This window comes from Herbidospora sakaeratensis (genome assembly GCF_001570525.1).
Classification (GTDB): Bacteria; Actinomycetota; Actinomycetes; order Streptosporangiales; family Streptosporangiaceae; genus Herbidospora; species Herbidospora sakaeratensis.
Genome location: NZ_BBXC01000009.1, coordinates 66,878 through 89,083, shown reverse-complemented (window position 1 = coordinate 89,083; position 22,206 = coordinate 66,878). Strand labels below are relative to the sequence as shown.

Here is a 22,206-nt window from a genome sequence, read left to right as displayed (position 1 = left end):
GGAGCCCTAAGCTGACCTGATGACTCCTCGACGACGGGACCGCCACGGGCGCGGCATGCGGGGCCCTCTCGCGCCCGCCCACGTGCCGATCGCCAAGTCCCGTGGCGAGCGCTTCGACGACCTCGTGCTCGACGCCGTCGACCGGCTGCGCGTCCGGTGGGCCAAGGAGCTCGCGGCGGTCGACTTCGGCGTCGAGGAGGTGCCCCCGGTCGCCGAGCTCCTCGACGGCCCGGCGCGGCTGGCCTCCGACCCGATCCCCTTCGGCCGGGCCGAACCGGCGCTGCGCGGCGACCCGGCGATGGTCGTGGTCTACCGGCGCCCGCTGGAGGCCCGCGCGCGTGACCGCGAGAGCCTCGCCGCGCTGGTGCACACCGTCGTGGTCGAGCAGGTCTCCACGCTCCTGGGGCTGACCCCCGAACAGGTCGACCCCGGCTACGACGGCTGAGACAACGGCTGAGACAACACCGCCGAGGGCTCCTCGGCGACCGGGGGCACCAGCGTCCAGGTGCGCGCCACGGCCAGCGGCTGCGCGGTGACGAGCTGACCGCCGGCGGCGCGCTCCTCCATCACCCGCCCGCCGTAGACGGGCCCCGAGCCGGTCTTCGGCGTGACGACCACGCTGAAGCCCTTGGCCGGGCCCTTCAGGATGAGCTCCTTGGTACGGGCGGCGGGGATCGCCACCTCGATCGGGTCGGGCGCCTTCCCCTCGCGCGGCAGCAGCGTCACGGTGACCTCGGCGGCCTTGTCGGGCGCGCTCAGGATCAGCCGCGAGGTGACCTCCTTGGTCGAGCGGGCGTCGGCGACGACGCTGCCGAGGTCGATCGAGGGCGCCCCGGCGGTGAACGCGACGTCGGTCCGGCCGCCGGTGCCGACGATCTTCAGCCCGGCGACCACGGGGGTCTCCGAGGTGAGCACGATCGCGGCGGGCTGGCCGGTCACCCCGGTCGACAGGTCGAGGGTGGCGACCGAGCCGGCGGGCACCTCGACGGTCTCGCGGTTCTCCAGGGCGTAGGAGCCGTCCTTCAGCACGGCCTTGACGTGGACGACGGCGTCCGACTCGCCGGGGGCGGCGACGTAGAGCTCGCGGCGGCCGGCGCTGCCGGGCACCCCCGGCACCACGACCCGCTCGGCCGGCCGGGTGGTCTGCGGGAGCCAGTCGACGCCCTCGGGGGTGGCCGCCTCGACGGCGGCCGCGACCCGGCCCCGGCCGGTCGACACGTTCAGCGCCATGACCAGCGGCGACGGCGCGACCTTCTTGAGGTCGACGACGCGGTGCTCGCCCGGCTTCAGCAACATTCCGCTGGCCCGGTCGGCGATGACCTGGCCCTCGCCCGAGTAGACGACCAGCGCCACGTCGGCGGGGGCCGACTCGACGTTGGCCAGGTGGAGCTTGAGGTCTCCGGCGGCCGGGCCGGGCCCGACGAACCAGGCGTCGGCGCCGGGGTCGACGCAGCGCACCCCGGCCAGGCCCCGGGCCGCGCCGGTCAGCGCGCGCCGCGTCTGGGCGGCCTCCAGGCCGGAGGCCATCGCGCCGGTGGCGTGCACCCGCATCGGGTCGGTGCCGGCGGCCATGGTCTTCTGCCAGAGCTTGCCGGGCTCGTCGACGGTGACCGGCTCGTCGCCGTCCTCGATGAGGGTCTGGCCCGTGCCCCCGGAGTTGGGCGGGGTGACGGCGGTGACCATGGCGCCGCCCGGGTCGGGGCAGACCGTGGAGACGGCCGCGATGGGCGCCCGCACCGGTTCGGCCCGCACCGGCGCGGCGGGGGCCGGGCGGCTGGCGAACGCGACGCCGTAGACCGCGCCGAGCGCGATCAGCACCAGCGCCAGCATGCCGAACCGGTTCTCGATGAGCCGCCTCACACCGCCACCCGCTCTCGGTCGGCCGGGATCTCCTCGGCGGCCTCCGGCTCGGCGGTCCGCGCCCCCGGCGCCGCCAGGATCAGCACGACCACCACGAGCGCCCCCTGGCCGTAGAGCCACCACCGGTGCCACGCCACGTCGGCGGGCGGCCGTTCGGGGGTGACCGTGCCGGTCATCCGCCAGAGTCCGGCCCGATCCGTGAGGGTGACCCGGGCCATGGTCGGCTCGGAGTCCAGGGCCCGCCGCAGGGCGGGGTCTATCGGCGCCGGGACGCTCACGAACGCGATGCCCCGGCCCGCGAGTTCGGCCGCGTCGGAACCGCCCCGGCCGGAGGCCAGCCCCGCCACCGCGTCGGTGAAGTCGGAGCCGTACGCGGCCCGTTCGGACTCCCCGATCACCGGGATGCGGCCGCGCAGAACCGTGTAGGTGAGCCCCGCGTCCGCGGCGCGGATCAGCAGCGTGCCCTGGCCGGGCTTCGACTGCGCCTCGGCGATGGCCGGGAGCGGCGAGCGCAGGTCGCGCCGCACCGGCCCGCCGGCCTCATCCATGATCCACAGGGTCGCGGCGGCGACCGGGGTCGCGAACGCGACCAGCACGATCAGGAACGCGCCGGCCCGCCGGAACCCGCCGGCCCTGCGGAACTCGGCCACCCGGTGGGCGGCCAGCGCGGTCGACACCAGCAGCCCGGTCGCGGCGAACGCCAGCGGCACCCCCGGCCAGGTCGACATGCGGCTGACCACGGTCGCCGCCAGCACGCCGACGATCGCCACGCCCCACCCGACGGCCACGATGAACTGGTGGCGGCGCAGCAGCAGCGCGCCCAGGGCGACGGCGAGCAGCCCGGCGGTGGCCCAGATCGGCGGCGTGCCCGGCCCGCCCGGGTTGAGGGTGAGCAGCGACTCGGGGGCCAGCCGGGGCGAGGAGGTCATGGGAAGCCCGGCCTCCCGCAGGATGCGGACCGGGTCATGGACGATCGTGGCCAGCCAAGGGCCGAGCAGGAGCAGCGGGGCGCCCAGCGCGATGAGCAGGTTCCCGCCGACCCCGCGCCGCACTCCCCCGAACGACACGGCGGCGAGCAGGCCGAGGACGGCGACGAAGACGTACAGGATCGGGGCGAACGCGGTGCCGACGGCCAGCAGCAGGCCCAGGCCCCAGGCCGCGCGGCGGGCCGGCTTACGGGTGTCGGCCAGTACCTTCGTGGCGAGCGAGGCGTAGACGGGCAGCAGGATGAACACCACCGCCGACCCGATCCGCCCCGACGCCACCACGCCGGTCGCGACCGGCAGGAGGGCGTAGGTGGCGGCCATCCACACCCGGGCGGGCCGGTAGGTGACGAAGCTCCTGGTGGCCAGGTAGGCGCTCAGCCCCGACAGCGGCACGCAGCCCAGCAGCAGGATCGACACCGCCAGCCAGGTCTTGCCGAAGGTGATGGTCGACAACACGGCCAGCACCGCGACGTAGGGCGGCGCCTGCTCGCCGGTGTAGAACGCCCACAGGTCGGAGGCACCTCCGGCCACCGGCACCAGCGCGCCGCCGCCGAGCAGGCCCCCGGTCAGCAGGTCTCTCTCGGCCGCGACGGCGACCGCCGTGAGCAGCACGAACAGCCGCACCCCGGGGCTGGCGAAGGTGCGCCGCAGGAACCCGTCGTCGTCGTTGAGCAGCTCGTCGCCCTCTTCGGCGCCGGGCTGCTGGACGGCGTGGTGCCGCCCGGCCGAGTCCATCGGGCCGCCGCCCGACAGCTGGTTCTGCACCATCTCCCAGGCCCGCCGGAACGCCAGGCTCGGCGGGCTGAACATGGGTTTGACCAGCTGATATCCACGCCGGCTGGCCTTGCGCGCCTTCCTGGCCCGGCGCAGCCGCAGCGGATGGAACAACACCGAGCCGATCGCGGCGAGTTCGTCGACGGCGTGCGCGGGCTGCTTGGCGACCAGGAACAACACGGTACGGATGAGCGACCCGACCGTGTTGCGGAGCAGCGACCAGAGCATCGTCCAGAACGGCAGGTTCGCCATCAGCACGAACAGCGAATAGCGCCGGGCCAGCCGCCGGGGGTGGTCGTCGCTGGCGGCGATGCGGCGGCGGCGCTTGGCCGACGCCTCGGCGTGCCAGGCCACCGCGGCGGTCACCGCGAGCACCCGGTGCCCGGCGGCGCGGGCCCGCCAGCAGAAGTCGAGGTCGTCGCGGAACAGCGGGAGCCGGGCGTCGAGGCCGTCGAGCTCGTCCCACACGTCGCGGCGGATCAGCATGCCGGCCGACGACACCGCCAGCACGTCGCGCACGCCCCGGGGCTCGGCGTCGTGCTGGCCCTGGTCGTATTCGCGCGCCTCCAGCCCGGTCTCGCGGCGGCCCGAGCGGGCGACCGTGACGCCGACCTCCAGCAGCAGCTTCCGGTCGAGCCAGTCGCGCAGTTTCGGACCCAGGACGGCGGTCTCGGGATACTCGTCGGCGGCGTGGAGCAGGAACTCCAGGGCGCGGACGTCGGGCGCGCAGTCGTCGTGGATCAGCCAGATCCACTCGGTGTCGCCGGGCGCCTTCGGTAGCCGCCGGACGACCTCGTGCACGGCTTCGGCGAACCCGCTGCTGCGCGGCATCTGCACGACGCTGTGTTTGCCGAACGCCTCGCCGAGCAGGTCACGGCTGCCGTCGCGGCTGCCGTTGTCGACCCCGACCCCCCGGTCGACCGGCCGGGTCTGCGCCAGCACCGCCCGCAGGGTGTCCCGGAGCCAACGGGAGCCATCATGAGCGACCACGATCGCGGTGACCGAGTGCACGGCGGGATCCTTGGGGGTATGTGCGGCTTTTGCGCGCCAACACTACGGCACGTCGCACCGGCCCCCGACCCAAATGACAAGCGGAGGCCACAAATGTGACCCCCGCGTGTCGCCGAGCGAGCGCGGGACGCGGCCGGCCTTCGGCCGGTCGCGTCCCGCTCAGTTATGCGTCAAACGGCCTGGCGCTTCATGCGTCGGCGCTCGCGCTCCGACAGTCCGCCCCAGATTCCGAATCGTTCGTCGTGTTCCAACGCGTACTCAAGGCACTCCGCGCGCACTTCACACGCACGGCACACCTTCTTCGCCTCTCGGGTGGAGCCGCCCTTTTCTGGAAAGAACGCCTCCGGGTCGGTCTGAGCGCACAATGCGCGCTCCTGCCAGCCCAGATCTTCACCGTCGAGCGCCTGTGCGATGACCAGCTCGGTCACGGCACACCTCCCTGTCGCCCGCCCGTCACCAACCCCGAAAGTTGGTGCCCCCCTATGGACGCCCTCCCCTTACCCACCTCGGAGAAGGCGTAACAACATGGCTGTAATTACACGCGTGTAAGTCGTGCCCCGTCAAGCGCCATGGGGATACCGGGGGAAAGGGCTGGCCTTCTCCCCCCACTTCGGGTCAGCGATCCCGGCGGTCGGGACTGTACCAATGCGCGGTGGCGTCCGAATCGAGGGATGCCGGATCGGCAGGAAGACCTTCCCCGGTCTTTGCCGGGCGGTAGATGGCGATCGGGTCGATCGGGTCGAGCAGGTCTTCGGCCCGGAGCGGGTCGCTCAGCGGGTCGCCGTGGTAACGCTGCGGCGCGACCTGCGAGGCGGCCTGGGGGTGGCCGAAGGGGTTGCTCTGGCGGTAGCCCTCGGGCTGCTGCTGGTAGCTCTGCGCCTGCTGGTAGGCCTGGGCGAGCTGCTGCTCCCTTATGTCGCCCTCGTAGCCGGGCTCGTAGGGCGCGCCGTAGACCGGGGGCTGCGCCGGGTAGCCGGGGTCGAGCACCGGCGCGCCGTAGACGGTCTCGTTCGCCGCCAGGTCGTAACTCTGGACGGGCGGCTCGTAGGCGGCCGCCTCACGGCCCGGCACCGCACGGACGGAACTGTCGAACGGCGTCTCGTACGCGACCTGCTCACGGCCCGAGACCTCACGGACCGAACTGTCGAACGGCGTCTCGTACGCGACCTGCTCACGGCCCGAGACCTCGCGGACCGAGCTGTCGAACGGCGTCTCGATGGCGGGCAGACGCGGGGCGGGGGCCGCCGCCTCGGCGGCGGGGGGCTCGTAGGCCTGGCGGGCGTACTGCGGGCCGGAGAAGCCGGAGAACGGCGAGGAGTCCCACTGCGACGGGGTGTCGTCGTAGACCGGCTCCGGGTAGGAGTAGCGCTCGGGCTGCTGGGCGGCCGGGGTCACCGGCGGCAGCGGGGCCTCCTCGACGACCTGCTGGCCCGCGTAGCCGTTCTGGTCGAAGACCGGGCCCTGCGGATAGGAGGAGTAGTCGGGCTCCACCGGCGCGCTCTGCACCGGGTGGGCGTCGCCCGTCTGCGGGAACGGGATGGCCGGCGGGACCACCGAGAGACGCCGCGCCTTCTTCGGCTTCGCCGCGCCCGCGGGCAGCGGCGACACCATGGTCAGCACATAGACCAGCGCCAGGCCGGTGAGGGCGAAGGTCGGCACGCCGAGCAGCAGGATCTCGAGCTTGCCGCCGAACCCGAGCCCGCTGAACAGCGTGCCGAGCAGGCTGATCGCGCCGAAGAGCGTGGCCACGGCGAGGGTGCCCGCGCCGCCCATGGTGATGAGGCCGCTCTTGGGAGTGGGGGCGCCGCCGAACCGGGTGGAGAGGAAGACCGCGCCGATGACCAGCGCGGCGGTGACCGGGGAGGTCAGTTCCGACAGGGCGACGACCGACCGGATGCCGAACTCGGCCGCTCCCCCGAGCGGTGAGGAGTCGCCGAAGACGAGTCTGATGACGCCGACCAGAACGGTCGTGCCCGCGGCTGCCACAAGGAGCCACGCGGCGGGCTCTCTGAGCCTCACCGGGTCAACCTTCACCACAGTTACCCCCAGGAATTCATGCGGCTTATGGGAACTGAGTTTTGCATATGCCTGACATGGATGCCGGGCGACCCATCAATCTCGCGTTTCGCATGGAATGCCAGACTGTCAGGCATGCGCATCGTGTCCCTCGCGGGCGGAATCGGCGGGGCCCGGTTCCTCCGCGGCCTCAAGGCGGCGGCCCCGGAATCCGACATCACCGTCATCGGCAACACCGGAGACGACATCACCCTGTTCGGCCTGCGGGTATGCCCCGACCTCGACACAGTGATGTACACCCTGGGCGGCGGCATCGACGAGGAGCAGGGCTGGGGCCGCGCGGATGAAACGTTCACCGTGAAAGACGAGCTGGCCGCCTACGGCATGCAGCCGCAGTGGTTCGGCCTGGGCGACCGCGACTTCGCCACCCACATCGTGCGCACCCAGATGCTGGCGGCCGGCTACGGCCTGTCGGCGGTGACCGAGGCGCTGTGCGACCGGTGGCGGCCGGGGGTGCGCCTGCTGCCGATGACCGACGACCAGACCGAGACCCACGTGGTGATCGACGACGGGCGGGGCCGCCGCGCGGTGCACTTCCAGGAGTGGTGGGTGCGCCTGCGGGCGTCCACGCCGGCTCTGGAGATCGCCCTGGTCGGCGCCGCGTCGGCGACGCCCGCGCCCGGGGTGCTGGAGGCGCTGGAGCAGGCCGACGTGGTGATCCTGCCGCCGTCGAACCCGGTGGTGAGCATCGGGACGATCCTGCAGATCCCCGGCGTCCGCGACGCGGTGGCCGCCAAGACCGTGGTCGGCGTCTCCCCCATCATCGGCGGCGCGCCCGTACGCGGCATGGCCGACGCGTGCCTGACGGCGATCGGCGTGCAGACCTCGGCCCAGGGCGTGCTGGAGCTCTACGGCGCCGACCTGCTCGACGGGTGGCTGGTGGCCGAGGAGGACGCGGCGGCCTCGCTCGACGGCGTGGCCGTGGAGGCGCGGCCGCTGCTGATGTCCTCGCCCGAGGCGACGCGCGACCTGGCCGCCGCGGCGCTCGAACTGGCCGCGAAGGTGGCGGCGTGATCACCGTCAGCGGGGTCCAGGGGCTGCCCGAGGTCGGCTACGGCGACGACATCGCCGCCCTGATCGTCAAGGCCGTGCCCGGCCTGGCCGACGGCGACGTGGTCGTGGTCACCTCGAAGATCGTGAGCAAGGCCGAAGGCCGGGTGGTCCGGGCCGACGACCGCGCCGGGGCCATCGAGGCCGAGACGGCCCGGGTGGTGGCGCGGCGGGGCGACACCGTCATCTCCCAGACCCGGCACGGCTACGTGATGGCGGCGGCCGGGGTCGACGCGTCCAACACCCCGCCCGGGACCGTGCTGCTGCTGCCCGAGGACCCCGACGCGTCGGCGTCGGCGATCCGGCGGCGGCTGGCCGAGCTCGCCGGGGTCCGGGTCGGCGTGATCGTCTCCGACACCTTCGGCCGCCCGTGGCGGCACGGCCTGACCGACGTCGCGCTGGGCGCCTCGGGCGTACGGCCGCTCGACGACCTGCGCGGCACCACCGACACCTACGGCAACCCGCTGAACGCCACCGTGACCGCGCTGATCGACGAGATCGCAGCGGCCGCCGAACTGGTGAAGGGCAAGCTCAGCGGGGTCCCCGTGGCCGTGGTCTCGGGCCTGGGCCACCTGGTGGGCGACGCCGACGGCCCCGGCGGGGCGTCGTTGATCCGCCCCGCCGACCAGGACCTGTTCCGCTACGGCTCGGCCGACGTCGTGTTCGCCCGGCGCACCATCAGGAAGTTCTCCGATGAGGCGGTCGACGGAGCCGCGGTGCGCCGCGCGGTCGCCGCCGCCATCTCGGCCCCCGCTCCCCACCACACGACGCCGTGGCGGTTCGTGCTGCTGGAGACCGCCGGGGCCCGGCTCGCGCTGGTCGACGCGATGCGCGAGGCGTGGATCGCCGACCTGCGCGGCGACGGCTTCACCGAGGAGTCGATCGCCAAGCGGATCAGGCGCGGCGACGTACTCCGCGACGCGCCCTACCTGGCGGTGCCGTGCCTGGTCATGGACGGCTCCCACACCTACCGCGACGACCGCCGCAACGCCTCCGAACGGGAGATGTTCGTGGTCGCGACCGGGGCCGGGGTGCAGAACTTCCTGGTCCAGCTCGCGGTCGAGGGGCTGGGCTCGGCATGGGTGTCGTCGACGATGTTCTGCCGCCCGGTGGTGCGCGAGGTCCTCGGCCTCCCTGACACCTGGGACCCGATGGGCGCGGTGGCCATCGGCCACGCGGCCGAACCGCCGAGGGAGCGCCCGCCGAGGTCGGCCGAGGACTTCTACGTCATCCGCTAGAGCACCGGTCACACCACGGGCAGCACCCGCCGCACGCTCGCGCACACCCCGTCACTCGCCTCCGCCGCCGCGCGGCGCTCGGGTGACGGGACGCCGTACTCGGTGGTGCGCTGGCGCAGCGGACGGCCGCTGACCTCGACCATCGCGCGCAGCTCGGAGATGGTCTTGTACGACCCGTTCTCCGACCCCGCCATGCGGCTGATCGTCTCCTCCATCAGCGTGCCGCCGATGTCGTTCACTCCCCCGGCCAGCACCTGGCGGCACAGGTCGTCCTGGAGCTTCACCCACGAGCACTGGATGTTGTCGATCGCGCCGTGCAGCAGCAGCCGCGACACCGCGTGGACCGCGCGGTTCTCGGCGGCCGTCGGCCCCGGGCGGGCGATGCCGGCCAGGTAGATGGGGGCGCTGTGGTGCACGAACGGGAGCAGCACGAACTCGCTGAAGCCGCCCGTCTCCTCCTGGAGCCGGCGGATCAGCCGGATGTGCTTGACCCAGTGGGCGTGCGTGTCGACGTGGCCGTACATCATCGTCGAGGTCGTCGGGATGCCGACCTTGTGGGCCGTGGTGATGACGTCGATCCACTCGCGGGCGGGCAGTTTGCCCTTGGTCAGCACCCAGCGCACCTCGTCGTCGAGGATCTCGGCCGCCGTGCCGGGCAGGGAGTCGACGCCGGCCTCGCGGGCGGCGGTCAGCCAGTCTTCGATCGACAGGTTAGTCCGACTGGCGCCGTTGATGACCTCCATCGGGGAGAAGGCGTGCACGTGGATGCCCGGCACCCGGGCCTTGACCGCCCGCGCGATGTCGAAGTAGGCGCTGCCGGGCAGGTCGGGGTGGATGCCGCCCTGCATGCACACCTCGGTCGCGCCGGCCGCCCACGCCTCCTCGGCGCGGTCGGCGACCTGGTCGAGGCTCAGGGTGTACGCGTCGGCGTCGGTGCGGCGCTGGGCGAAGGCGCAGAAACGGCAGCCGGTGTAGCAGACGTTGGTGAAGTTGATGTTCCGGTTGACGACGTAGGTGACGTCGTCGCCGTTGACCTCGCGGCGCAGGCCGTCGGCCAGGGCGCACAGTTCGTCGAGCGCCTCGCCGGTCAGGCCCAGCAGCGCCTCGGCCTGCGCGTCGGTCAGCGCCAGGGGGTCGCGGGCGGCCTGGCGCAGCGCCTCGGCGCCGTCGCCGGTCATCGGCACGGCCGTGGGGAGGCGGTCTCGCAGCGCGTCCCAGTCGCCGTAGACGTGGTCGAAGTCGTCGCGGCGGTCGCCCGTGCGGCCGGTGGTGTCGACCTCGGTGTGCAGGTCGACCCGGCCCGACGCGACGAACCCGCCGTCGGGCTCCTGCCAGGGGCGGCCCACCGGATTCACGTCGAGCGCCATGCCGTCGGGGCCGGCCAGCGCGGCCACGTGAGCGCTCAGGCGGGGGTCGAGCCAGGGTTCGCCGGCGCGGACGTACTCGGGGTAGATCGTCAGGCGTTCCCGCAGGTCGAAGCCCACCTCGGCGGTGCGTTCGGCGAGCGCGTCGATCATCGGCCAGGGGCGTTCGGGGTTCACGTGGTCGGGGGTCAGCGGGGAGACGCCGCCCCAGTCGTCGATGCCGGCGCGGATCATCAGGGCGTACTCGTCGCCGATGAGGTTCGGCGGGGCCTGCACGCGCATGCGGGGGCCCAGCACCATGCGGGTCACCGCGATCGTCGCGGCCAGTTCCTGCAGGTCGGCGTCGGGCAGGCCGCGCATCGCGGTGTCGGGCTTGGCGCGGAAGTTCTGCACGATCACCTCCTGGACGCCGCCGTACTCGCGCGCCACCCGGCGGATCGCGAAGATCGACTCGGCCCGGTCGAGGATCGTCTCGCCGATGCCGATCAGGATGCCCGTGGTGAACGGCACGTTCGAGCGACCGGCGTCTTCGAGCACGCGCAGGCGGACGGCCGGATCCTTGTCGGGCGAGCCGTAGTGGGCGCCGCCCTTCTCGGTGAACAGGGCCGTCGAGGTCGTCTCCAGCATCATGCCCATCGACGGCGCGACCGGCTTGAGGCGCTGGAAGTCGCGCCAGGTCAGCACCCCCGGGTTGAGGTGGGGCAGCAGGCCGGTCTCCTCCAGCACCCGGATCGCCATGGCGCGCACATAGGAGAGGGTGTCGTCGTAGCCGTGGGCGTCGAGCCACTCGCGGGCGGCCGGCCAGCGGTCCTCCGGGCGGTCGCCCAGCGTGAACAGGGCCTCCTTGCAGCCCATCGCGGCGCCCTCACGGGCGATGGCCAGCACCTCGTCGGGAGACAGGAACGCGCTCGGCAGCTTGGCGGGGGCGGTCGCGAAGGTGCAGTAGCCGCAACGGTCGCGGCAGAGCCGCGTCAGCGGGATGAACACTTTGCGGCTGTAGGTGATCACTCCGGGGCGGCCCGCCGCCTCCAGGCCCGCGTCGCGGACCCGGGAGGCGTGGTCGAGCAGGGCGTCGAGGTCGGCGCCGCGGGCTTCCAGGAGGATGGCCGCCTCGGCCACGTCGATCGTCTTGCCGTCGCGCGCGCGTGCCAGCGCCCGCCGCATTGCTGCCGTCATACCTGCACACTACGGTGATCAGAATTCGCGGTAGTCGCGGGGAGCCATGCGCGGGCCCCGGCCCGGCGGGCGGCGCCCGCTGAGTTCGATCAGCCGGACCACCCGGTGGCGGTGCCCGGCGAAGGGTTCGAGCAGCCGCAGCATGCCCTCGTCGTCGGTCTTCTCGCCGGTGAAGGCGAAGCCGACCAGGCCGGGGATGTGGAAGTCGCCCACGCTGGGGGCGTCGGCGTCGCCCCAGGCCCGCTGGCGGATCTCGGCGGAGGTCCAGACGCCGATGCCGGGCAGGGCCCGGAGCAGGCGGTCGGCCTCCCACGTGGTGCTCGCCGTCTCCAGCTTCCCCTCGTGGCGGGCCGCGTTGACGATCGTGCGGGCCCGTACGGCCTCCGCCCCCGCCCGGTGCCAGTCCCACGACGGCACGAGCCGCCAGGTGTCGGCCGACGGCGGCACCCGCAGCCCTTCGGGGCCCGGCCCGGGGGCGGGGTCGCCGTACTTGCGGACCAGCCAGCGCCAGGCCCGGAACGCCTCCCGGCCCACCACCTTCTGCTCCAGCACGGCCGGCACCAGCGCCTCGAATACGCGTCCGGCCCGGCCGATCCGCAGGCCGGAGGCCCGCAGGTGCAGCCTCTTCAGGAACGCGGCGACCGGGTCGTCGCCCATGGCGTCGAGCAGCACGCCGAACCCGGCCGGGTCGTCGCCCGCGCCGAGCAGGTCGGGCATCGTCTCCAGGAGCCATTCGGCCCCCAGCCCCCACGCCAGGCCGTGGACCTGGCCCGCGACGACGGAGATCCGGAGTGTTCCGGGGCCTTCGGGGGTCAGGCAGGCGCGCCAGAGCGCCCCGTCGGGCGTGGTCTGCCAGACGGGGTCGCCCGAGCCGTGCCGGTGCGGCGCCACCGTCAGCCCCAGGTTCAGGGGGCCGTCGGGGCGCCAGCTTCGTTCAGGCATCGCTGGAGAATCTCACCGCGCATTCCGGCAGGTCGACGCCGGGCCAGACCCGGGCTCCCGCCGTCAGTTCGTTGCGCGCCCCGATGGACGCCCTGTCGCCGACGACCGCCTCGCGCACCACGACCCCCGCGCAGATGGTGGCACCGGCCCCGATCACCGAGTCGATCACCGTCGCGCCGGGCGCGATGGCCGCGCCGTCGGCCACCACGCTACCGCGCACGGTCGCCCCGGCCCCCACGGCGGCCCTGGCCCCGATCACCGAACCGCCGGTGACCTTGGCCTCGGGCGACACGGTCGCGCCGTCGAGCAGCAGCGCCTCACCCGGTGCGCCCGGGAGGGCGGGGGAGGCGAGCAGGCCGCGGACCAGATCGGCGGAGCCCTGCACGAACGCCGCCGGCGTGCCCACGTCGAGCCAGTAGGAGGAGTCGGCGAAGCCCAGGACGGTGTGGCCCGACTCGATGAGGCCGGGGAAGGTCTGCCGCTCGACCGAGACGACCTCGCCGAACGGGATCGTGTCGATGACCGACCGTGTGAAGACGTAGCAGCCGGCGTTGATCCGGTTCGTCACGGGATTGGGGGTCTTCTCCAGGAACGCCGTCACGCGGCCCTGTTCGTCGGTCGGCACGCAGCCGAACCGCGACGGGTCGTCGACCTCGGTGAGGTGGAGCGTGACGGCGGCGCCGGCCTCGACGTGCCGGGCGACCTGGGCGGAGATGTCGTGGCCCGACAGGATGTCGCCGTTGAGCACCAGCACCGGCGCGTCGCCGGGGACGGTCAGCGCCTCGGCCGCGTTGCGGATCGCGCCGCCGGTGCCGAGCGGGGTCTCCTCGGTCATGTAGACGATCTCGAGACCGAACGCCGACCCGTCGCCGAACGCCTCGGCGAACATCTCGGCCTTGTAGGACGTCGCGAAGACGATCCGGGTCACTCCGCAGGCCCGCGCCTTGGCGAGCTGGTGGGCGAGGAACGGCACTCCGGCCGTGGGCAGCAGGGGTTTGGGGGTGAAGAGGGTCAGCGGGCGTAGCCGCGTCCCCTGCCCGCCGACCAGGAGAATCGCCTCAAGCTGACCGGGCTGGGGCAAAGAAGGCTCCGTCACATGGGCGAGGCTAACTCAATGTTCCGTCGCACGCCGATAGGAAACCAGATGTGCGTGCGCGGACATCTGCCACGTGAATTCGCGGCTTCTCGCGAGCCCCGCGGCGCCCAATTCGACGCGTCTGGCGGGTGAATCGAGCAGGCTCCGCAGCGCCGCCCCGATGCTCTCCGAGTCGGGTTCGGTGTACGCCACCGCGTCCCCGCCGACCTCCGGGAGAGACGTGCGCCGCGTCGTCAGGACCGGCGCGCCGCACGCCATCGCCTCCAGCACGGGCATGCCGAACCCCTCGCACCGCGACGGGAAGGCGGCGACCAGCGCGCCGCCGTAGAACCCGGCCAGGTCGCCGAACGGCAGGTAGCCGGTCCGGACGACGGTGACGCCCTCGGGCAGCGACCGCATGGCCGCCTCGACCTCCCGGCCGCTCTCGGCGGGCCCGGCGATGACCAGCGCGGGCGGGTTCTCCCGGCCCTCGACGGCCTTGGCGAAGCCCCTGATCAGGTTGGGCGCGTTCTTGCGCGGTTCGGCCGGGCCGACGAACGCGATGTAGGGACGGCCGTGCACGCCCAGGCGGCTGGTCACCCGGCGGATCTCGGCCTCGGCCGGCGGGTGGAACAGGTCGGGGTCGACGCCGTGGTAGGCGACGTCGATGCGGGTGGGGTCGGCGCCGACGACCCGGATGAGCTCGTCGCGGGTGGCCTTCGACGGGGTGATCACCCGGCGGGCGGCCCGGACGGCGGTCTTGGTGGCCGAGCGGAAGAAGGCGGCGCGGTCGGACTCGTACTGGTCGGCCTCGGTGAAGCAGGCGACGTCGTGGACGGTCACCACGCTCGGCACCTCGGAGCGCAGCGGCACCGAGTAGAAGGGCGCGTGGATCACGTCTGCGCCGACCTTCTGGGCCAGCAGCGGCACCCCGGTCTGCTCCCAGACGAGGCGGGCGCCCCGGTTGGCGATGGCGTGGGGGCCGGGCATGATCTCCGCGCCGGGGGCGAGCCGGGCGTACCGTTCGGCGTCGGCCCGCTGGCAGACGATGACGAGGTCGGCGCCCTGCCGGTCGAGCGCGGCGAGCAACCCGTCGACGTAGCGGATCAGGGCGCCTCGGTCGGCCGGAACGGCCGCGGCGTCAACGAGCACTCGGGGTTTCAACGAGATCGCTCCCCTCAACGCGCGGCGAAGAATTCGCCCTCGTCCCTCACTGTAGGCCGCCTGGAACGCCAATCCTGGGCGAAATCACACGATTCGCGCGTTCCAGGACCGCATTCCGTAGCTATTCCACGGTTTTTTCCGTTTTGCCGGCCCGCCAACCCGCGACGGCCGCACAGACCAGATCACCCACCGAGACCACCACCCGCGACACCAGCGCCGCCGCGATGGCCGACCCCTGGTCGAGCACCGGGGCCAGCGCCGCCACCATGGCGACCTCCCGCACCCCCGCCCCGGCCGGGGCCAGCACGAACACGAACCCGAGACACCAGGCGAGCGCGAACGCCCCGAAGCTGAGCACCACGGCCCTCGGCCCGGTCGCCCCCAGCCCGTGGACGATCACCGCGAGCTGCGCCCCGTAGGCGGCCCACCCGGCGAAGGCCCACCCGGTGGAGGTCAGCACCCCTCTGGCGGTCAGCGGCCGCTCCATCGGCGGCCGCCGGAGCAGCCGGAACCCCAGGTTCAGCAGCCCGTTGACGACCTTCGGATGCAACCCCACGGCGAGAACCGGCAGCAGGAGCAGCAACCAGGCGTACCCGGAGACCGAGTCCCCCGCGAAGGCGGGCAACGTGGCCACGGCGACCAGCAGCCCGGTCGCGAGATAGATCGGGTACGTCAGGAAGAAGGCCGCCGCGCTCCGCGCCCGCGGGATGCCGTGGTCCTTGCCCATCTCCATCTGGGCCAGCACCGGCCAGACCGAGCCGGGGATGTACTTGCCGAGCTGCCCGATGAAGAAGATCTTCGCCGCGTCGGTCAGCCGCAGCGGCGACCCGAGATCGGCCAGCAGCGCCCGCCACATGAGCATCCCGGCCAGCAACGCCCCGACGACCGCGACCAGCGACACCCCGAGGAGCGGCCACGACAACCGCGCCAGCCCGGCGCTGATCGCCTCCCACTGCGAGACGACCGCCCACACCCCGAACCCGAGGGCCACGGCGAGAAACCCGAACCGGACGACCCTTCTGAGCACCCGCTTACGCGGCGGCGCCACTTCGGAGGTCTGGCCGAGCTCTGCGTGTCGGCCAGGCTCGTGAGCGGTGGGGCCGTTCTCTGTCACGCCGGATTTATCCGCCTTTTTCACGACGCCGAAGCTCGGGTCTGCACCGACTCCGGCGGCTGGGGCAACGTCATGCCCGCCGGGCGGCGCGCGCTCTTGGTCGCCACCCAGATGTAGGTGGGCACGATCGGCAGCAGCGCCCGCAGCGCCGTCCGGGGCGCCTTCTCCAGGGTCGCCTTGGCAGCCTTCCCGGCCGCGCCCGCGAACAGCTCTCCCCCGGCGAACGCCTCGGGTGTCGCCAGGACTGGGAACGTGTAGTCCCACACGTGGAAGTCGGCCAGCATGCGGCGCAGGCCGGCCCGCGTGCGGAAACGCTCGTAGTAGTTGTCGGCCCGGCCGAACGCCCGGACGTACCGGTCGGCGGCGCGGGGCGGCAGGTAGGACAGGAACGGCAGCTTGTAGTGGGGTTCCATGATCCCGAGGCGGTTGCCGAGACCCAGGTAGAGCACGCCGTCGTCGGCCAGCACCCGGTGCATGTCGGCGATCACCGCGTCGGGGTCGACGACGTGCTCGTAGATGTGGTTGAAGACCAGGACGTCGACCGAGCCGTCGGGGAACGGGAGCCGGGTCCCGTCGCCGCAGACGAACGCCACCCGCTCGCCGAAGCGTCCGGAGGCCTTGCGCAGGCCCGGGACGTCAATGTCGATGCCGAAGGTGTGCCGGGCCCCGGCCAGGGCGAGTTCGTCGGCGATGAACCCGGCCGAGCAGCCGATGTCGGCGACGGTCAGGCCCTCCAGGGGGCGGTCGCCGCGGCCCAGGAAGTGGGCCAGCACCGCGATGATCTTGGCGGCCTTGCGGCGGCGCTTGGCCTCGTCGAGCATCGCCGACTGGAACTCGGAGTACTCCAGTTGCGCGGCGCGTTCGGTGCCCACGGGCGTCCTTCCTCTTGCTGAACCTGCCGGCCGCTCAGAGCGCGGCCAGATAGGCGGACCAGTACGGCTCGGGGTCGACCGCCTTGACGCCCGCCCGGAGACGCTCGGGGGTGCCCGGTTCGTAGAACCGGCGCAGGGTGTCGGCGAGGGCGTCGGCGGAGCCGGGTTCGACCAGCAGGCCGTCGACGTCGTCGGTCACATTGTCGGCCAGCGCGCCGACCCGGGTGGCGATGACCGGGACACCGTGTTCGTGCCCGAGCCACACGTTCTGGGAGGCGGTCGCCGACCGGTAGGGCAACACGAGCGCGTCGGCCCCGGCGAACAACTTCGGCACGTCGTCGGCGGGCACGTAGCCGGGACGCAGCTCGACCCGGTCGGCCAGGCCGAGCTCCCCGATCAGCGCCGTGGTGGCCTCCGTACCGCCCCAGAACTCCCCGGCCACGGTCAGGGCCACGTCGGGCACCTGGGCCAGCGCGCGGAGCAGCAGGTCGAGGCCCTTGTACGGCCGGACGATGCCGAAGAACAACAAACGCCGGTTCAGCCCGCCCGCCCCGGTCGCCCCGGCCGAGGGCAGGTGCGGCGGCAGGGGCGCCACCTTCACGAACGGCTGCCCCAGCTCGCGCGCCAGCGCCGCCTGCGGCTCCGAGTGGGCCAGCACGCCGTCGACCCGGGCGAGCAGCGCCTTCATCAGCGGCCGGTCGTAGGGCTTGGTCTCGTGCGGCAGCACGTTGTGGCAGAGCGCGATCACCCGGGCCCGACGGCGCAGTCCGTACAGGACGCCGAGGTAGGGCGGCACCTGGACCGGGCTGAGCACGGTGAGGATCACCAGGTCGGCGTCGCGCAGGCGGCGGCCGCAGGCCACCCAGCCGTCGGGGCGGCGCCAGTCGAGCAGCCGCCGGGTGTCCGGGTAGGGCTCGCCCTCGGGGGTGTCGATGGTCTGCACGCCCGGATAGAGGAACGACGGATACTGCGCCTTCCACGACTCGATCACGACGTCGTGCCCGGCCCGCGCGAGGCGGTGGGCGAGCTCGGTCGTGTGCTGGGCGCCGCCGCCCTTGTAGGGGAAGGTCGGCCCGACGATCGCGACGCGCATCACTCGTTGCCGCGGGATCGCACGATCAGGTCGGCCAGCAGCGCGACCGAGCCGATGAGCATGCCCGACAGGAAGATCACGATGGCGTTGCTGGTCAGGTAGAAGCCGTAGTTGACGACGTCGTAGGCGCCCTTGACCAGGCCGATGCCGACCAGCCACAGGGCCGGCGGCATCAGGACCTTGAGCGGGTTGAAGTACATGATCATCCGCAGCACCTGCAGGATGTAGCGGTAGGCGTCGCCGAAGAAGCTGAACTTCGACTTGCCGGCCCGCTTGGCGTAGTCGATCGGCAGGTAGTAGACGTCGTGCTGGTTCGACAGGAACGCCAGCGTGATCGTGGTGACGCACGAGAACCCGGGCGGCAGCAGCCGCAGATAGGGCCTGGCGACCGACTTGCGGAACGCCCGCAGGCCCGAGTTCAGGTCGGGGATCTTCTGCCCCGCCAGCCGCTCGGCGACCTTCCTGATCACGAACTTGGCCGGCACCCGCAGCAGCTTGTGCGAGCCCTCCTCGGAGGTGCGCGCGCCGACGACCTGGTCGATCGTGGCGTCCTTTTCAAGGATCTGGACCAGCTCGGGGATGCGCTCGTTCGGGTACGTCATGTCGGCGTCGGTCCACACGACGATCTCGCCCCGGGCCTCCTGCGAGCCGATGCGCCGGACCGTGCCCGCGCCGCCGTTGCGGTGGAAGGCGCGGATGCGCATGCTCGGGTAGCGCGGCGCCGCCTCGTGGAGCTTCTCCAGCGTGGCGTCGGTCGAGCAGTCGTCGACGGCGAGGAGCTCGTAGGTGTAGCCCGAGGAGTCCATGGCCGCGCAGATGCGCTCGACCTCGTCGATCACATGGTCCTGCTCGTTGTAGCAGGGCAGCACGATCGTGACGTAGGGGTTGTCGCTCACCACTGGTCCACTCTCCGGGGGCATGTCCACGTCGGAAGAGGGTACTCTGCCCAGTCGCACGCCGACCGCACATCACGGCACGGCGAGCCAGACGTCGACGCTGAGCGACCACGTTCCGTCGGGCGCCTTGACCAGAGAACGCTCGTCCTGGCGGGTTCGCAGGCTCATGACCTGCCGGGGCGTGCCGTAGGCGGTGAGCTGGCCGGGCTCGGCCGCGAGCAGCACGGGGTCATGCGTTTTCGCGATGATCCGGCGCACGTCGGCCTCCCTCGGCACGTCGGCGCCATCGGGATAGGCGACCCGGGCCGTCGGGAAGCCGCACTGGCCCCTCACCACCTGGGTGAGCCGGTCGCCGGTGACCCGCTCGACGATCAGCACCGTCGACCCCTTCGGGATCGCGTCGCACATCTTCTGCACGGCGGCCCGCTCGCCCCGTTCGATCGGGGTGAACGCGGTGCCGATCGAGGTGATGACCGGCGGCACGACCAGCAGCGCGGCGGTCGCCCAGACGGGCAGCTTCCGGGCGCCCCAGACCGCCAGCAGGATCAGCCCCGGGATGATCACCGGCACCAGCCGGCGGGCGGCGAACGGGTGGTCGGCGGTGATGGCCGGGCGGTAGAGCGTGGTGGCCGTCGTCCACAGGACGATCGCCGTCGGCAGCAGCCACGGCTTCTCCATCTTCCGCATCAGCGTGAACGCGCCGAAGACGGCGAGCAGGAGGGCCGGGAGGCCGACGTACCAGATGACCCAGTAGAGCGAATCCTCGTAATACAGACGTGTGCGGTCGAGTGGCAGCCCGTTGGCCCTCTGCACCGCCTCGATCATCTGGGCGGTGAGCTCGTCTTCGGGGTTGGTCACCGGCCTTGTGACCGTTTCGACCAGCGGCCGCACGGCGAAGGCCAGCACGGCGAGCACCACCCCGGCCGCCGCCACGTTCGGCAACCACCGGGGGACCCTCCTGACGAACGGCGCGACGACCAGCACGACCGCGCAGATCGCCAGCAGCGGCAGCAGCGACCCGCTCAGGTAGTCGAAGTAGGGCCGCGACAACACGAACCCCGCGCCGAACCCGATCGCGCCCCCGGCGACCACGCCCGCGAGCAGCCTCCGCTGCGCGACGATCCCGAAGACCAGCACGGGCAGGATGTCCCGCAGCCCGTCGATCCGGATCAGCAGCGCCAGCCCGAACACCAGCCCGGCGGTGAACATGCGCCGCCCGGCCAGCACCAGGGCGATCCCGCCGAACAGCAGGACCAGCGAGGGGATCTCGCTGAAGGTGGTCCGCGAGGTGTAGAGGATCGGCATCGCGACGGCGAACGCCAGCGCGCCGATCCAGGCGAACCGCGCGTGCACGAGCCGGGCGGTCACGCCCCCGACGGTCAGCACGGCCAGCGCGCCGAGCAGCGCCGGGGTGAACCCGGAGGCGTAGAGGATGGGCGCGCCCGGCATGAACTGCGGCACGACCGCGCCGTCGTGGGCGTAGAACCCCATGCTCGCGAACCGCAGCGCCTCGTCGGGGCCGCCGAACGCGGCGAGGTCGGTCGGGATGGGCAGCCCGCCGTGGTCCCGGAGCCAGATGGCGTACTGCTGATAGGTGGCCGGGTCGCGGCGGACGATGTACTGCTGCGAGGCGTAGACGGTGTTGAACACCCCCGACGCGGCGGCGACCAGGAACACCGACCCGGCCTGCCACCACGTCGACTCGACCGTGTCCTTCGGCCACCCCGCCCAGACGAACAACGCCGCCGCCGGAATCCCGAGCACGACCAGCTGCCAGATCCCGAACCAGCCGAGGAACACCAGCAGCAGCCCCGCCAGCGACCACCCCGACAGGGCCAGCGCGGGCAGCACCGACCCGACGGCCAGCAGCCGTCCTGGTGACAGGTCGATCCTCAGCGCGCGAATGGGCCAGAGCCTAGCGGTGTACCGTGGCCGGGCGACGCGCCCCTCCGACCGGCCCTGACCTGGAGCCAGATGAACGACCACCACCTACCTGGCACGTCACTGAGCGCGGAGCGCCAGGACGTGCCCGCCGCGCCGTCGCGGGCGGGCAGGGCTGTCGGCTGGGTGCGGGAGAACCCGTGGTTCTCCGGGGTGTTCGGGGTCGGGGTGCTGCTGCGGGTGCTGGCCGTGGTCGGCTACCAGCCGGCGCTCTGGTTTCCCGACACCTACACCTATGTCGTGACGGCGATCAGGCCCCGGCCCGATCTCGTCCGGCCCGCCGGGTACTCCTTCTTCCTGCGGCTGTTCGAGCCGTTCCACAGTTTCGGGCTGGTGGTGGTCGTCCAGCACCTGCTCGGGCTGGCCACCGCGGTGCTGATCTACGCCGCGATCCGGCGCAAGGCGCTGGGGGTGGTCGCGGCGGCGGTGGTGCTGCTGGACGCGTACCAGATCCAGCTCGAACACCTGCTCGTCTCCGACACGCTCTTCCTGTTCCTCGTGGTCGCCGCGACCGTGCTGGCGCTGCGGCCGGTCACGTGGCGGGCGGCGCTGGCCGTCGGGGTGCTGCTGGCGGCGGCGACGATCACGCGCACCGCCGGGTTGCCGTTGATCGTCGTGTTCCTGGTCCTGTACGGATGGCGCGCCCGCAGGCTGACGGTCGTCTTCGCGGCCGGGGCCCTGGTGCCCGTGGTGGCCTACGGGGTGTGGTTCCACGCGGCCCACGACCGCTGGGGACTCGTGGGCGCGAACGGGGCCTTCCTTTACGTCCGCGTCATGCCCTTCGCCGAATGTCAGGTCATGAAGCCGCCCGCCGACCTCGCCGTGCTCTGCGACGACCGCGACCCGAGGCCGCCCGCGCAGGACTACGTCTGGGACGACGCCTCTCCGCTGGTGCGGCTGCCCGGCGAGACCTTCACGGCCGGGAACGACGCGCTCGCGCAGCGGTTCGCGCTGCTCGCCATCGCCCGGCAGCCCGGCGACTACCTCGAAGTGGTCGCCCGCGACCTGGTCAGGGCGTTCGAGCCGGGCCGTCCGGTCTATCCGAATCCTGAGGTGTACGCCGCCTACGAGTTCCCCGTCACGGTTCCGGGCGAACCGCAGACGCGGGACACACTTGGGGTCGAACTCGCCCGCCAATATGAAAACGGGCCGATATCCACGCAAGTGATCGAACCTGTGGCGGGCTGGCTCCGTACCTATCAGAGTGTGCTGGCACTACCGGGGCCGCTGCTCCTGCTCGTCCTGCTCGTTCCCGTCATCGCGATGCGGCGTTCGGACGTCCTCATTCCGTGGGCGGTGGCATGGGCGCTCCTGGTGGTCCCGGCCGCCACAGCGGTCTTCGACTACCGGTACGTCCTGCCCGCCGCCCCCCTGGCGTTCCTGGCCGCCGCGCTGGCCCTCTCACCTGCGACGTCAGTGAAATGCAAGTAAACCTCAGCACAACCGCATACCGTGAAATGTCCGCAAATGAGTATGCTGTCCGCCAGCCCAAATCGGAGATCGCTGGGCCGGGCGACCGCATCGTGACCTAATCTCGAAGGCGCAATGAGCGAGCGAATCATCCACGACGCCTC

Annotated in this window: 17 protein-coding genes; 4 read left to right on the top strand and 13 right to left on the bottom strand. The window is 72.5% G+C overall.

Annotated features, from left to right (window positions below; genetic code table 11):
• Window positions 1-19 precede the first annotated feature (19 nt).
• Window positions 20-445 (top strand): metallopeptidase family protein, encoded by a 426-nt coding sequence (locus AW271_RS10370; protein ID WP_062335367.1) that lies wholly within the window; start codon window positions 20-22, stop codon window positions 443-445.
• Here AW271_RS10370 and AW271_RS10365 read toward each other — a convergent pair.
• The 4 genes from AW271_RS10365 to AW271_RS10350 form a co-directional block, all read right to left on the bottom strand.
• On the bottom strand, window positions 433-1,860 hold the full coding sequence (locus tag AW271_RS10365; RefSeq protein WP_062335366.1) for a DUF5719 family protein: 1,428 nt from the start codon (window positions 1,858-1,860) through the stop codon (window positions 433-435). The genes AW271_RS10370 and AW271_RS10365 overlap by 13 nt on opposite strands.
• Window positions 1,857-4,631: a glycosyltransferase family 2 protein gene (locus AW271_RS10360; RefSeq protein WP_062335365.1), complete on the bottom strand. Its 2,775-nt coding sequence runs from the start codon at window positions 4,629-4,631 to the stop codon at window positions 1,857-1,859. The genes AW271_RS10365 and AW271_RS10360 overlap by 4 nt, the downstream gene beginning before the upstream one ends.
• Window positions 4,632-4,801: 170 nt before the next feature.
• Window positions 4,802-5,059: a WhiB family transcriptional regulator gene (locus tag AW271_RS10355; RefSeq protein WP_030451269.1), complete on the bottom strand. Its 258-nt coding sequence runs from the start codon at window positions 5,057-5,059 to the stop codon at window positions 4,802-4,804.
• Between the two features lie 187 nt (window positions 5,060-5,246).
• The gene (locus tag AW271_RS10350; protein WP_157554015.1) at window positions 5,247-6,650 is read right to left on the bottom strand and encodes a fused MFS transporter/spermidine synthase family protein; all 1,404 of its coding nucleotides are present in this window, start codon (window positions 6,648-6,650) and stop codon (window positions 5,247-5,249) included.
• 132 nt (window positions 6,651-6,782) lie between these two features.
• On the opposite strand from AW271_RS10350, the gene cofD reads away from it, so the two are divergent.
• Both cofD and AW271_RS10340 read left to right on the top strand, forming a co-directional pair.
• Complete coding sequence (gene cofD, locus AW271_RS10345; RefSeq protein ID WP_062335363.1) at window positions 6,783-7,721, top strand: 2-phospho-L-lactate transferase; 939 nt, start codon at window positions 6,783-6,785, stop codon at window positions 7,719-7,721.
• Complete coding sequence (locus AW271_RS10340) at window positions 7,718-8,995, top strand: coenzyme F420-0:L-glutamate ligase (protein WP_062335362.1); 1,278 nt, start codon at window positions 7,718-7,720, stop codon at window positions 8,993-8,995. The genes cofD and AW271_RS10340 overlap by 4 nt, the downstream gene beginning before the upstream one ends.
• A gap of 8 nt (window positions 8,996-9,003) precedes the next feature.
• Here the strand turns inward: AW271_RS10340 and AW271_RS10335 are convergent, their stop codons facing one another.
• From AW271_RS10335 to AW271_RS10295, 9 genes are all read right to left on the bottom strand, one after another.
• Window positions 9,004-11,523: a bifunctional FO biosynthesis protein CofGH gene (locus AW271_RS10335; RefSeq protein WP_062335361.1), complete on the bottom strand. Its 2,520-nt coding sequence runs from the start codon at window positions 11,521-11,523 to the stop codon at window positions 9,004-9,006.
• Window positions 11,524-11,553: 30 nt separating this feature from the next.
• A complete protein-coding gene (locus AW271_RS10330; RefSeq protein ID WP_062335360.1) occupies window positions 11,554-12,477 on the bottom strand; it encodes a DNA-3-methyladenine glycosylase family protein in 924 nt (307 codons plus the stop codon).
• Complete coding sequence (gene manB, locus AW271_RS10325) at window positions 12,470-13,573, bottom strand: mannose-1-phosphate guanylyltransferase (protein WP_083976456.1); 1,104 nt, start codon at window positions 13,571-13,573, stop codon at window positions 12,470-12,472. The genes AW271_RS10330 and manB overlap by 8 nt, the downstream gene beginning before the upstream one ends.
• A gap of 15 nt (window positions 13,574-13,588) precedes the next feature.
• Window positions 13,589-14,704: a glycosyltransferase family 4 protein gene (locus tag AW271_RS10320; RefSeq protein WP_245653022.1), complete on the bottom strand. Its 1,116-nt coding sequence runs from the start codon at window positions 14,702-14,704 to the stop codon at window positions 13,589-13,591.
• 133 nt (window positions 14,705-14,837) lie between these two features.
• Window positions 14,838-15,764 carry a lysylphosphatidylglycerol synthase transmembrane domain-containing protein gene (locus AW271_RS10315; RefSeq protein ID WP_062335357.1) on the bottom strand — a complete coding sequence of 309 codons (927 nt, stop codon included), beginning with the start codon at window positions 15,762-15,764 and terminating at the stop codon, window positions 14,838-14,840.
• 86 nt (window positions 15,765-15,850) lie between these two features.
• A complete protein-coding gene (locus AW271_RS10310; RefSeq protein WP_245653021.1) occupies window positions 15,851-16,702 on the bottom strand; it encodes a class I SAM-dependent methyltransferase in 852 nt (283 codons plus the stop codon).
• A 34-nt stretch (window positions 16,703-16,736) separates the two neighbouring features.
• Complete coding sequence (locus AW271_RS10305; protein ID WP_062335356.1) at window positions 16,737-17,795, bottom strand: glycosyltransferase family 4 protein; 1,059 nt, start codon at window positions 17,793-17,795, stop codon at window positions 16,737-16,739.
• On the bottom strand, window positions 17,795-18,715 hold the full coding sequence (locus tag AW271_RS10300) for a glycosyltransferase family 2 protein (RefSeq protein ID WP_062335355.1): 921 nt from the start codon (window positions 18,713-18,715) through the stop codon (window positions 17,795-17,797). The genes AW271_RS10305 and AW271_RS10300 overlap by 1 nt, the downstream gene beginning before the upstream one ends.
• 48 nt (window positions 18,716-18,763) lie before the next feature.
• Window positions 18,764-20,677 (bottom strand): hypothetical protein, encoded by a 1,914-nt coding sequence (locus tag AW271_RS10295; protein WP_245653020.1) that lies wholly within the window; start codon window positions 20,675-20,677, stop codon window positions 18,764-18,766.
• On the opposite strand from AW271_RS10295, the gene AW271_RS10290 reads away from it, so the two are divergent.
• Window positions 20,666-22,063 carry a hypothetical protein gene (locus tag AW271_RS10290; RefSeq protein ID WP_245653019.1) on the top strand — a complete coding sequence of 466 codons (1,398 nt, stop codon included), beginning with the start codon at window positions 20,666-20,668 and terminating at the stop codon, window positions 22,061-22,063. The genes AW271_RS10295 and AW271_RS10290 overlap by 12 nt on opposite strands.
• Window positions 22,064-22,206: the final 143 nt, after the last annotated feature.